An 11,878-nucleotide genomic window follows, 5' to 3' on the forward strand; every position below is an offset into this window, starting at 1 on the left:
TGGTGACATAACAAGATATGCTCTCCAATTATCGTAAATATACCTGTAACCGTCCATGGTCGGGAGCCCGAAATCCGACGGACGAAACGAGCGTCCGGAGATTATTTCAGTAATATTTTTCAGAATTATTTGGTAGGGTCTCTCTTTAGGGTATGTGTCTCACAATAGCGGGACATGATACCCCCCATCGCGAACAACTTCGTGGCGGGTGAGACGGCCGACGGGGCAGTCTCGCACGTCGAGTCGCTGAACCGCGACGGCATCGCGGGGATACTGAACCTGCTCGGCGAGCACTACACCGACCGGGCGGACGCCGACGCCGACGCCGACGCGTACGTCGACCTCGTCCGCCAACTGGGCGCGACGAACCTCGATGGGTGCGTCTCGGTGAAGCCTTCGCAGATCGGCCTCGACATCGGCGACCACGCGTTCCGGGAGAACCTCGACCGCATCGTCGACGCCGCGGACGCCGAGGACGTGTTCGTCTGGGTCGACATGGAAGACCACGAGACGACCGACGTGACCCTCGACGCCGTCGATGACCTGGGTCACCGGACGGGCGGGAACGTCGGCGTCTGCGTGCAGGCGAACCTGAAACGCACGCGCGAGGACCTCGAACGCCTCGCCGAGGTCCCCGGGAAGGTCCGCCTCGTCAAAGGCGCGTACAACGAGCCCGCGTCCATCGCGTACAAGGAGAAGGCGAAGGTTGACGAGGTGTACGAAGAACTCCTCGAATACATGTTCACTGAGTTCGACGACGGCGTCGCGGTCGGCAGTCACGACCCGCACATGATCGCGCACGCCCGCCACCTCCACGAACAGTACGGGACCCCCTACGAGGTACAGATGCTCATGGGCGTTCGCGAGGACGGCCAACGCGACCTCGCCGACGCCGACATCGAGATGTGGCAGTACGTCCCCTACGGGGACAAGTGGTTCTCCTACTTCTACCGGCGCGTCCGCGAGCGGAAATCGAACGCGCTGTTCGCGCTCCGCGCCGTCGCCGGCATCTGAGCCGGGGATACCTACTCGTCCCGCGCTACTGCGGGTCGAGCAGTTTCGATTCCGCCTTTCGGAGGTGTTCGAGCAGCGTCGTCTTCGAGATGTCCATCTCGGCGGCGAGTTCGCGGGTGGACACCTCGCGGGGCCAGCGGTAGTATCCTTCTTCGCGCGCGAGTTCGAACGCCTGCCGCTGGCTCCGGGTGAGCGTGTCGAGTCGCCGACTGCGCTCCGGTTCCGCCCCCTCGGACGTGGAGATGGAGGCGACGCGAATCTCCGCACCGGTCTCGTCCATGACGGTCTCGATGCGGGGCTGTATCTCTTCTCTCGCGCCCGCGAACCAGACTTCCCACCGCTCTCGGCCGTTTTCTATCTGCGTGGGGGCGCTGTGGACGAAGCCCTGCTTGAGTAGCTCCGGACACATCATGTCGCTCGGGTCGTACTCCAAGAAGAACTCGCGGGCGACTGGGCCGGGCGCGACGTGCTTCCCGCGGGAGTCGAACCGCTCTTGCAGTTCCAACACCTCGCCCGTGAGGTTCGAGTCGGCGATAACGTCGAGGAGCGTTTCGACCTCGTCGAGCGACTCGCCGTAGGCGGTGAACAGCCCGTTCGACCGCTCGACGCCCGCGGTGGGGGCGTCGTAGATGGCGTGTGCGAGGATGCCGCCGTCGTACTCGCTCGTTGATTCTATCGCCCAGCAGTTCGGATGCCATAGGTCGAGCGTGAGGCGCGTACCTTCACCTGACGTGCGCTCGCTCATACACCGGGTAACACGTCGTTACGTAAGATGTTGTCTGTGGTCACGTGGCGTCGCGGTGATGCGTCGGTTCGGACGCGGCCCTTCCATGGGAGGGTCCGGGGTTATTAATCCTAGTTGTGACTCTAGAGTCATATGGCGCAGGACGAATATCGACACTACATCGACGGCGAGTGGACGGACGGAACCGGCGACGAGACGTTCGAGAGCACGAATCCCGCGACGGGCGAGTCGCTGGGAACGTTCCGACGCGGCACGCCCGAGGACATCGACGCCGCGGCCGCCGCGGCCGATGAGGCGTACGAGGAGTGGCGGGAACTCTCGCACATCGACCGCGCGGAGTACCTCTGGGACATTTACCACGAACTGCGCGACCGCACCGAGGAACTCGCAGAGGTCGTCACCAAAGAGTGCGGCAAGGAGATTTCCGAGGGCCGCGCCGACGTCATCGAGGCGTACCACATGGTCGAGTGGGCCGCGGGCGACGCCCGCCACCCCAAGGGCGACGTGATTCCCTCCGAGATTCCCGCGAAGGACGCCTACATGCGCCGCAAGCCCCGTGGCGTCGTCGGCTGTATCACCCCGTGGAACTTCCCCGTGGCCATCCCCTTCTGGCACATGGCCGTCGCGCTCGTCGAGGGCAACACCGTCGTTTGGAAGCCCGCCGAGCAGACGCCGTGGTGCGGCCAGATTATCGCCGAGATGTTCGAGGACGCCGGCATCCCCGACGGCGTGTTCAACATGGTACAGGGCTTCGGCGACGCCGGCGCGAGCATCGTCGACGACGACCGCGTCGACTCCGTATTGTTCACGGGGTCCGCCGAGGTCGGCCACGAGGTCGCGAGCAAGGTGGCCCAACAGCCCGGCAAACTCGCCGCGTGTGAGATGGGCGGCAAGAACAACATCGTCATCACCGAGAAGGCGGACCTCGACATCGCGGTCCACTCCGCGACGATGTCGTCGTTCAAGACCACCGGCCAGCGCTGTGTCTCCTCCGAGCGCATCGTCGTCCACGAGGACGTGTACGACGAGTTCAAGGAACGCTTCGTCGAGAACGCGAAGAACGTCTCCGTGGGCGACCCGCTCCGCGAGGACACCTTCATGGGCCCCCTCATCGAGGAGGGCCACAAGGAGAAGGTCACGAAGTACAACGAACTCGCGGAGAAGGAGGGCGTGAACGTCCTCGTCGACCGCACCGAACTCGACGCCGACGAGATTCCCGAGGGCCACGAAGAGGGCCACTGGGTCGGGCCGTTCGTCTACGAGGCTGACCCCCACGACGACCTCCGCTGTACCCACGAGGAGGTCTTCGGTCCCCACGTTGCCCTGCTCAAGTACTCCGGCGACATCGAGGACGCCGTCGAGATTCAGAACGACACCGACTACGGACTGGCCGGTGCCGTCATCTCCGAGGACTACCGCCAGATCAACTACTTCCGCGACCACGCCGAGGTCGGCCTCGCCTACGGGAACCTCCCGTGTATCGGCGCGGAGGTCCACCTCCCGTTCGGCGGCGTGAAGAAGTCCGGCAACGGCTACCCCTCGGCCCGCGAAATCATCGAGGCCGTCACCGAGCGCACCGCGTGGACGCTCAACAACTCCAAGGAGATCCGCATGGCACAGGGCCTCTCCGCGGACATCAAGACCAAAGAAGACGAGTAAGGTCGGTCACCCGCCGCGGCCCCGCATCTCTCCCACCTTTTCGTTCCGTCGTTTCACCTGCTGTTCGCAGACACTCCCTCACCGTGAGCGGCCGCCGTAACGTAGACGCCGGGCATGTCCGTCTCCTCGACGGTCAGCGTCACTTCCTCGTCCTCCTCGGCCGGACGGTCGGTGACGACGGTCACCGCCTCGATGGGGTCGCGGCGGACGAACGCCCAGATGAGGTCGAGTATCGAGGGGTGACCGCCCTTCCGGACGACGAGCACGTGGCGCGAGTCGGCCAGCGCCCGGAGTTCGGGCGACAGGTCCTCTTCGTCGAGTTCGTCCGGCGGGATGGCGTGCAGCACGTCGCCTCGAATCGTCTCGGTCATGGTGTCTCCACGGCCCCCGGAGGAAAGAAGCGTGCGCTCCGAGACGCGACCGGTATCGGCGACCGACGGCGCCGCGGCTCGGAGAGAAGTGGTCGTCAAAAGGCGGAGGCGAATTCGCCTCCCGCCGAATCTCGTGTCACCAGTTGGCGAAGTGAGACGAGGGGAGTGTGCCCCCACCGGGCTTGGGGGCGGGAAACGACGTGGCCACGTCGTTTCGGATGCCGCAACGGACCCCGAAACGTTGCGGCGGGTGCGGCGGATGTGGAGTCGCCGACGACTGGCGAGAAAAGCGCCTATTGCGTCGGCGACTTTCGCTAAGGAGCCGCGATGTATAAACCCACCGCAACACGGGTTCCCACGCCTCGTGAGCGCACGGTTCTGGGGGTTCGTCTCTCCGATCTCGACGGGACCGAACGGTCGTCTTCGGCCTCAGGCGGTCGCTTCGAACTCGCGCCGGAGCGCCGCTTCGAGGTTGTCGAGTTCGCGGTCGAGATTGCGCTCGAAGAACGCCTCTACACCCGGTAGCCGGCCGTCGACGATGAACTCGTTGACGAGGCGGCTCCCGCCGTCACGCTCTTCGATGGTGTGTTCGCCCGTCACCCGCATCACCCGCGACTTGCCGACGAACTTGACGTGCGTCGGCTCGTCGACTTCGATGTCTTCGGTCTCGACGGTCACCGTCGAGCGGACGAGCGGAATCGGCAGTTCGAGGTACCACGTCGCGTGGCGGCCGTCGTCGGCCACGTCGAAGCGGTCGACGACGCTGATAGCCCCCGCTCGCTTGGCCGGGTCGGCGATAAACTCCCAGACGCGCTCGCCGGGAGCGTCGAACTCGAAGGTTCGTTTCACGCGGACGGTCATGGGATACCATCACGCCTCCACAGTAAAAAGCCGTGGAATCGCCTCAGCTTCGGGTGACGCGCCACGTCGTCGAGCGGGCGCGTCCCCACTTCTCGATTTCGACGTCCTCGGACTTCTCGGCCAGCCGCGGCAGGCGGGACCCGACCTGCTTCGCGGTGAGACCGATGGCTTCGGCGATGTTCTTCGCCCGGAAGTAGCCCTCGCCGCGGCTGACGCTGTCGCGGAGATAGGCGAGAATGCGTTGTTCCTCGTCGGTGTACTCAGTCATCCTCGGGCCGTCTAGGGAATGGGCGTTATTAACGGTTACCCGTGTTCCTCAACGTTGATAGCTACTGGAACAGATGCGCACCGCAGACAGCCAGCGAGGCCGCGATAATCGCTACCATAAATCCGAGCGCCTTCGTCAACTGGTCCGGTCCGGCGACCATCAGCCCTGCGCCGACGAGCGTGAGCACGCCGAACAACGCCGCAAAGCCGATGGACTTGTCGGATTGCACCGTCTTGGTTTCCATGTTTCCGACCTTCGCGGGTGCGCACTTAGTTCATTCGACACCGCCTGTCGTGGGGGGTCGTAACGTGGGCGCGAGATGTGTGGTGTGGTCCCACGGACCGACCCCGCGCTCGGCCGTTCGACATATGTACCACTAGTCTCGTGTGTCCACAACGATGGGACTGACATCCGTGCTGTTCGGCGGAAAACTCCGTATCGCACTCGCCGCGCTGGTGCTCGTCGCGGCCGGCGTCGGCGGGGCGTACGCGACCGGCGTCATCGGCGCGCCGAGCGTCGACCGGGTCGACAACCGGTTCGCCGGGGTCAACGAGACGGAGACGGTCATCGAGACCGACCTGTACGTCTCGAACCCCAACCCGCTGTCCGCGAACCTCTCGGGCCTCGAAGTCGATTACGGCGTCGAGATGAACGGACATCTGATGGCGACGGGCGAGAAGGAAGGCGTCGCTATCGGGCAGGGGACCTCGGCGGTTCCGCTCCGGACGACGCTCGAAAACGAGCGCATCCCCGAGTGGTGGGTCTCGCACATCCAGAACGGCGAACACACCGACCTCGTCGTGGACGCCAACGTCTCCTCGGAGACGCTCGGCCGGACCTTCGAAGCGCCCGAGATAACTCGGAGCATCGACACCGACCTGCTGTCGGCGTTCAACTCGACGGAGACCCGCGAGATAGACGCGGACTCGCCGGTCGTCTCGGACCCCGTGTTGTACGTCAACGAGACGAGCGCCGAGTGGGGCGAGTCCACGGGCGAGCGCACGGCACTCGAACTCACGTTCGTCGTCCACAACCCCAAGCCGTACCCGGTCGCAGTCTCCGAACTCGGCTACGACATCTCCATGAACGACGTGGACGTGGGCGAGGGGACGACGAACTCCGAGTACGTCATCTCCCCGAAGTCGACGGAGACCATCGAGGCGACGACCTACATCCAAAACGACAAACTCGACGAGTGGTGGGTCTCGCACCTCGAACGCGACCAGACGACCGACCTGCGCATCGACTTCTACGCGAACCTCGACGCCGGCGGCACGACCCTCCGCGTCCCGCTCGACCCGCTGACCTACGAGAAGACGTTCGAGACGGACATCTTCGGGAACAAGGCGGCGTCGGAGGGGAACGAGACGGCGACCGAGACGACGGCGACCCAGACGGCCACGGAAACCGCGACGACCACCTCGACCGCGACTGCAACTGAGACTTCGACAGACACCGCGACGGCGACAACGACGACAACCGAGACGACAACGACTGCTACAACGACGACGACTACGACAACCACGTCGGACGGCGGAACCACCACGACCGACGACGGCCTCCTGTAGCGGCCGTGTCCCACCCCGCGGCGGACGGGGAGTCGAACCCTCGTGCGACCGCCCCAATTCGCCGAGAAATCCTCGGTGATTCCTGACTCAGCCGACAACCCTTTACCGTCGGACGAGATATTCGATGATATGACACGGAGTACCCACGCTCCTGATCGAGTTCTTCTCCCGTAATGAGAACCCTGTGTCCGTCGAGAGCGACGACGAAACCATCGTCGTCTCCTTTGGCGACCAGTCCTGTGAACTGTCCCGAGACGCCGCCGCCGACCTGCAGGAGGCCATCGGCTCGGCGCTGACCGAGAAACGAGAGTTCTTCCGCACGGCCGGCGAGTACCGGCGGGACGGGAGCTACGTCGTCTCCCGCCGCGGCGCGGACTCCACTGGCAACGCGAAGGTGTTCACCAGTTTCGACGAACTGCGTCGACTGTACGACCGCCTGCCCGAGCGCTTTACCGCCGAGGACATCGGCCGAACCGGCATCACGGGGTCGCGGCGTCACATGATACTCCGGCACTTCGGCGAGCATCCGGCGTTCGACTGCCGCATCGCCAGTCGCAACCCGCTGACGGGCGAAAAAGAGTCGTCCGAGACCGAGAACAGCGAGGCGATGGAAGTCATCGCCGACTGAGCGCGACGGCGCGCCGCCGCCCCGTCGCCCGCAATTTCCTTCGACTGCTCAGTCTATCGTGACGTGGTCCGACTCCTCGTTGAGCGCGAGGTTCGACGCGATTTCGGCGTTCCGCATCGCGTACTGCGCGGTCTGCTGGAGGCTCACGAGCACCTCGCGAATCTGGAGGAGCTTCTGGTTTTCCATCTCCGGGAGGTCGTTGAGGATGTCGCGCTCGCGGTCGCTTATCTCGCGGAACAACTCTCGGCACTCGATTGTGAGGTCGTAGTCGCGCTCGACGACGGCCCGCACCGCGGTCGTCGTAATCTCGTCGACGTGGTCCGTGAACTCGCGGATGCGCCGCATCGTCGACTGGTCGACGTCGATGGTGTGTCCCTCGGCGTCCATGACGATGTTGGCGATGTCCTCGGCGTTATCTGCGGTCAGTTCGAGGTTCTTCGCCACCGAACGGTAGCCGATGAGCGGGAAGCCGGAGTCGAGGCCGACGGCCCGCGCGAGGTTGGGATTCTGGTAGGACGTGAAGATGAGCCGGAGCAGGAGGACGAAAATCTTGTTCGCCTGCCGCTCGCGGTTGAGCGCCCGCTGGGCGAGGTCGGGGTTGCCGTGGGCGAGCGCCTTGACGGCCTCGCCGCGCATCGTGCTCCCCGTGTTTTCGAGGCGTTCGAGCAGGTTGTCGAGGGTGAAGTCCTCCGCGTCGACCGAACAGCGAATCGCGATTCGCTCGGGCGTCTCCTCGATGACGCCGAGGCCCATGAGCTGGGTCTCGGCCTTGTAGACGGCGTTGATGTGGTCCGAATCGAGCGCGCCCTCGCTTTTTTCGATGTGGATGACGCGCCGCCCGAGGACGTACTGCGCCACGATAGCGCGTTCGAGCGCCTCCGCGTTTAGACTGTCAGCGCGAATCGTCGCCTTCGAATCTTCGGTGTTGACCGATTCGGGGAGAACGGTCAGCGTTCCCTTCCCGCTCGTCCGAATGGTCACTTCGTCGCCCTTCTCGACGTTGTGTTCCTTGGCCCACTCCGCTGGAAGCGTCATCGCCAGCGTGGAGGGACCGAGACGCTGGACTTTCCGGGTTTCCATGCCAGTCAGAACCCATCCAATGACCTTAAATCTCACTATATTACACCCTCCATGAATAATGGGTAGTGGGTCTCATTGCACATGATTCCAAATATTAAATCATCCACGTTGAGCGGTCGGGACGGGGAGAGAACTATCTCGTAGACCGGCGTATTAACCCCGAATTTCCCCGGAACGTCGTCTATACAGACACATTATGATTGTCCAGACAGTTCATAACTTTACTGCTCTAGAACCTCGTAATAAGTGCCTCCATAGCGACGGGACTGCGGAGGTAACGGGGAAAGAAATGCTATCGAAAGACACACGGCAGGAGATGGAGGGAATGCTCGGTCAAGTCCCGAGTTGGATGGAGGACTTGGCAGAACCGGCGAGCGAACACAGTTGGGGGCTCTTCCGCGACCTCAATCTAGGGGAAGACACCGAACTGTCCGGGCGAGAGAAAGCGCTCATCGGCGTCGGCGTCGCGGCCGCGACTAGCTGTCCCTACTGTATCTACTTCCACACCGAGGAAGCGCGGTTGGGCGGCGTCACGGACGAGGAACTCAGAGAGGCAGTCAACCTCGCCGCCGACACGAAATACTTCTCGACGGTTCTCCACGGGAACGAGACCGACCTCGACGAGTTCAAGGCCGAAACGGACGAAATCGTCGAGTACATCACGAGACAACAGGCACCGGCGGACGACTGACGAGACGGCCGATGGGGGCGACCTCTCACTCGATTTTTCTGTTGGCGCGCCGAGTCGGTCGCGACCGACGTGCCCCGCTCACTCGATTTTCATCATCCGGCGCTCAACGCGGCCCACGCGGACTTTCGTCCACCCGCGAAGGTCGGCGTCGAGTTCGGGGTCGTCGGTATCGACCCGGAGGACCGGAATCGCGTCGAGTTTCGACCGGGAGGCGACGACCGACACGTCACAGCGGCGAATCACGTCCGGCGAGAGTTGGGGGTTGCCGCGGCCGAAGACGAACCCCTGTCCGCCGATTGGGGTGACGACGATGACGTTCTCCTCGCCGAGGTGGTCGAGAATCTCGGCCTCGGTCGCGTCGCGGGCGAGCACCTCGCCGTCGCGGTAGACGTCGACGCCGAGCGGCGACCCGTCGATACCCAACTCGGCTTTCACCGCGCCGACGGTGCTCCCGGGGCCGAGAACGTAGGTGACGCCCTCGGTCCCGCGGATGTCGTCGGCGACGCCCGCGGCGAGCGCCTCGACGGTGCCGCCGCCGGTCTGTTTCGACGACTGGAGGTCCTCCGCGACGGGGACGTGTGCGACCGCCCGAAGTTCCGGCCTGACCTCGCCCTCGCGGTAGTCGTCCTCGTCGATGTCCATGACCTCGCGGGCCTCGGTCCGCTCGAACGAGGTGACGACGTGGGCGGCGTCCTCGGGCGAGACGGCGAAGACGGAGGAGTAAACCTTCACGCCCGCGGGGACGCCGAGCATCGGCACATCGGTTCCGCCGAGCGCCTCGGCCACGTCCGCCGCGGTGCCGTCGCCGCCGACGAACAACACGAGGTCCGCGTCGGCGTCGACGAACGCCTCGACGGCGGCGATGGTGTCGGCCGCGCTCGTTTCGTCGTCGGACGGTTCGCCGAGCACGTCGGGGTCGAAGCCGGCGTCTCGGGCGGTCGACGCGCCCATCTCGCCGCCCCACGCGAGCAGTTCCGTCTCGGGGGCGGCCTCGAAGAGCCGGGAGAGCGCCCGTCGCGCCCGCTCCGGCGACCGCGGCTCCGCGCCGCGCGCTCTGGCCTCCTCGACTTTCCCGTCGGTTCCCTTCAGGCCGACCCGGCCGCCCATCCCCGCGACGGGGTTGACGACGACACCGATTCGCATGACTGAACGAACCCGCGCCCGGGGGAAAAACGACGCGGTAGCCACCGGTCGAACCGCCCGCCGCGAGCGACGGTGCCGCGAGCAACGCGTGTCGGCCACGGCGGCGACGTTCAGCCCGCGCCGACCGTCGCCGGAACCTCACCGTTTAACAAGGGGACCGAGCAATTGTCACCTATGATTCCGTTAGAATCCGCCGGACAGGTGCTGCCGACCTCGGAGACGGCCGCGACCGTGCTTCTCGTGGGTATCCTCATGACCGCCGGGTGGCTCTGGTACCTCCAGCGCTGACCCGTCGGCCGACCGACCCTATTCTTCGTACAACTCGACTCGCGCTTCGAGCCACGCGGCCGCCGATTCGACGGTCTCCTCGTCGGCTCCGGCGAGTTTGATTCTGACGTGGTCGCCGGGATAGCTCCCAACGGTCACGTCGAACGTCGACTGGACGGCCTCGAACCGCTCGATGAGCGAACTTTCGGGCTCCGACGTGTGGACGAACCGGACGTGGGTCCGCTCGCCGGCGAACTCGTCGGCGACGCGGGCGAACATGGTTTTCATCTCGCCGGGGACGCCGGGGAGCACGTACACCGAACCGATGACCGCGCCGGGCGCGACGCCCTCGTCGTTCGGAAGCATCCGCGACCCGGCGGGGAGGTCGGTCGTCCCCTCCACGAGGTCCGCCGCGGAGTAGCCGCCGTTGGCCTCCAGCCACTCCTCGGCGTCGGGGTTCCGCTCCAAAGAGCGCCCGAACGCGGCCGCAACGGCCTCCATCGTCACGTCGTCGTGGGTCGGCCCCAGCCCGCCGGTGACGACGACGGCGTCGTACTCGGCGTGGTACTCGTTTACCACGCGGGCGATGTCGGCGATGCGGTCGGGGACCGTCGTCACGCGCTCGACGGAGACGCCCCGCTCTGTCAGTTCCGTGCACAACCACGCGGCGTTCGTGTTGACGGTGTCGCCGGCGAGGAGTTCGTCCCCGACGGTGACCACGGCGACTTGCATACCCCGAGGTAGCGGGCTGCGAGGCAAAAAAGCGTTCACACCGGCGAGCCGAGTCGGCCGACCGACCGACCCCGCGTCTGTCGGTCGTCCGTCAGCGGTCGTCGTCTTCCACGTCCAAGCCGAGTTCTTGTCGGCGGTCGCGGAGCGCCTGAATCTGCCGGCGGTAGTAGAGTATCCCCGCGCCCCCGACCAGCACCGAGACGGCCGCGACGGCCGCGAAGATGCCGAGGTCGCGCTGGAGGTAGAACTGCACGACGACGTTCCCGTCGGTCACCTCGGGCCACCGGATGTGGACCCGGTCATCGACGACCTCGGTCTCGTAGCCGGACGGTCGAACCGCCCCGAATATCGGGAAGTCGACGCGGCGGTCGGCGGGCAGGACGACCTCGTAGCTCCCCTCGACGAAGACGGGAAGCGAGAACCGCTTCGGCGACGAGGACGAACTGAACGCGATTTTGCCGGCGCTCCCGGCGTCCGCGGGAAGCGTGACGTTCGTGATGCGGTCGTTCTGGGTCACGTCGCCGCCGCGGGCCTTCAGTTCGGTCCCGTTGATGACGGTCCCGTTCTCGTAGCGGTAGCGGACCGCCTCGACCGGAAGCGGCGTCCGACTGCCGAAGCCGTCGAAGCGGTAGAGATCGACCGAGGTGTCGTTCATCTCGTAGACCGCGCGGAACCGGCCGTTGTCCTGAACGGTGATGTGCGCGTCGGTCTCCGCGGACCACGCGTACTCGCCGTCGGGCTCGGCGTCGAGGCGGTCGTTCGACACGCTGGAGGTGCCGCCGAGACAGCCGGCGGTCACGAGGAGGAGGGCGAGCGCGGCGATACCGACGAGGAGTCGCCTGTTCATCGTT

Annotated in this window: 14 protein-coding genes; 5 read left to right on the forward strand and 9 right to left on the reverse strand. The window is 65.2% G+C overall.

From position 1 onward, the window contains the following. Positions 1–174: 174 nt before the first annotated feature. Positions 175–1,014 carry a proline dehydrogenase family protein gene (locus C5B90_RS01460; protein WP_115878525.1) on the forward strand — a complete coding sequence of 280 codons (840 nt, stop codon included), beginning with the start codon at positions 175–177 and terminating at the stop codon, positions 1,012–1,014. A gap of 25 nt (positions 1,015–1,039) precedes the next feature. Here the strand turns inward: C5B90_RS01460 and C5B90_RS01465 are convergent, their stop codons facing one another. Continuing rightward, positions 1,040–1,759, reverse strand: a complete 720-nt coding sequence (locus C5B90_RS01465) for a helix-turn-helix domain-containing protein (protein ID WP_115878527.1) — start codon at positions 1,757–1,759, stop codon at positions 1,040–1,042. 132 nt (positions 1,760–1,891) lie between these two features. Here C5B90_RS01465 and C5B90_RS01470 point away from each other — a divergent pair, with 132 nt between their 5' ends. Next, positions 1,892–3,418, forward strand: coding sequence for an aldehyde dehydrogenase family protein (locus C5B90_RS01470; protein WP_115878529.1), 1,527 nt, complete (start codon positions 1,892–1,894; stop codon positions 3,416–3,418). A gap of 53 nt (positions 3,419–3,471) precedes the next feature. On the opposite strand, the gene C5B90_RS01475 is transcribed toward C5B90_RS01470, so the two are convergent. The 4 genes from C5B90_RS01475 to C5B90_RS01490 all read right to left on the reverse strand — a co-directional run bounded on the left by C5B90_RS01475 (position 3,472) and on the right by C5B90_RS01490 (position 5,162). Further along, positions 3,472–3,789, reverse strand: coding sequence for a hypothetical protein (locus C5B90_RS01475; RefSeq protein ID WP_115878531.1), 318 nt, complete (start codon positions 3,787–3,789; stop codon positions 3,472–3,474). 429 nt (positions 3,790–4,218) lie between these two features. After that, positions 4,219–4,650, reverse strand: a complete 432-nt coding sequence (locus tag C5B90_RS01480) for an SRPBCC family protein (RefSeq protein WP_115878533.1) — start codon at positions 4,648–4,650, stop codon at positions 4,219–4,221. A gap of 43 nt (positions 4,651–4,693) precedes the next feature. Then, the gene (locus C5B90_RS01485) at positions 4,694–4,918 is read right to left on the reverse strand and encodes a hypothetical protein (protein ID WP_004043755.1); all 225 of its coding nucleotides are present in this window, start codon (positions 4,916–4,918) and stop codon (positions 4,694–4,696) included. Positions 4,919–4,979: 61 nt separating this feature from the next. After that, complete coding sequence (locus C5B90_RS01490) at positions 4,980–5,162, reverse strand: hypothetical protein (RefSeq protein WP_004043756.1); 183 nt, start codon at positions 5,160–5,162, stop codon at positions 4,980–4,982. A gap of 154 nt (positions 5,163–5,316) precedes the next feature. Here C5B90_RS01490 and C5B90_RS01495 point away from each other — a divergent pair, with 154 nt between their 5' ends. Further along, positions 5,317–6,486 (forward strand): LEA type 2 family protein, encoded by a 1,170-nt coding sequence (locus C5B90_RS01495; protein WP_115878535.1) that lies wholly within the window; start codon positions 5,317–5,319, stop codon positions 6,484–6,486. A gap of 184 nt (positions 6,487–6,670) precedes the next feature. Next, positions 6,671–7,114, forward strand: coding sequence for a hypothetical protein (locus C5B90_RS01500; protein ID WP_082256464.1), 444 nt, complete (start codon positions 6,671–6,673; stop codon positions 7,112–7,114). A gap of 48 nt (positions 7,115–7,162) precedes the next feature. Here C5B90_RS01500 and C5B90_RS01505 read toward each other — a convergent pair whose 3' ends face one another. Next, on the reverse strand, positions 7,163–8,194 hold the full coding sequence (locus tag C5B90_RS01505) for a phosphate uptake regulator PhoU (protein WP_004970831.1): 1,032 nt from the start codon (positions 8,192–8,194) through the stop codon (positions 7,163–7,165). Positions 8,195–8,510: 316 nt separating this feature from the next. Between C5B90_RS01505 and C5B90_RS01510 the strand changes: the two genes are divergently transcribed. Continuing rightward, a complete protein-coding gene (locus C5B90_RS01510) occupies positions 8,511–8,885 on the forward strand; it encodes a carboxymuconolactone decarboxylase family protein (protein WP_115878537.1) in 375 nt (124 codons plus the stop codon). A gap of 78 nt (positions 8,886–8,963) precedes the next feature. Here the strand turns inward: C5B90_RS01510 and C5B90_RS01515 are convergent, their stop codons facing one another. From C5B90_RS01515 to C5B90_RS01525, 3 genes are all read right to left on the reverse strand, one after another. Further along, positions 8,964–10,028 (reverse strand): ATP-NAD kinase family protein, encoded by a 1,065-nt coding sequence (locus tag C5B90_RS01515; RefSeq protein WP_115878539.1) that lies wholly within the window; start codon positions 10,026–10,028, stop codon positions 8,964–8,966. A 306-nt stretch (positions 10,029–10,334) separates the two neighbouring features. Beyond that, positions 10,335–11,027 carry a molybdopterin-binding protein gene (locus tag C5B90_RS01520; protein ID WP_115878541.1) on the reverse strand — a complete coding sequence of 231 codons (693 nt, stop codon included), beginning with the start codon at positions 11,025–11,027 and terminating at the stop codon, positions 10,335–10,337. Between the two features lie 91 nt (positions 11,028–11,118). Next, positions 11,119–11,874, reverse strand: a complete 756-nt coding sequence (locus tag C5B90_RS01525) for a DUF5803 family protein (RefSeq protein ID WP_115878543.1) — start codon at positions 11,872–11,874, stop codon at positions 11,119–11,121. Positions 11,875–11,878: the final 4 nt, after the last annotated feature.

Origin of the sequence: Haloferax sp. Atlit-12N, assembly GCF_003383095.1 — an archaeon.
Taxonomy (GTDB): domain Archaea; phylum Halobacteriota; class Halobacteria; order Halobacteriales; family Haloferacaceae; genus Haloferax.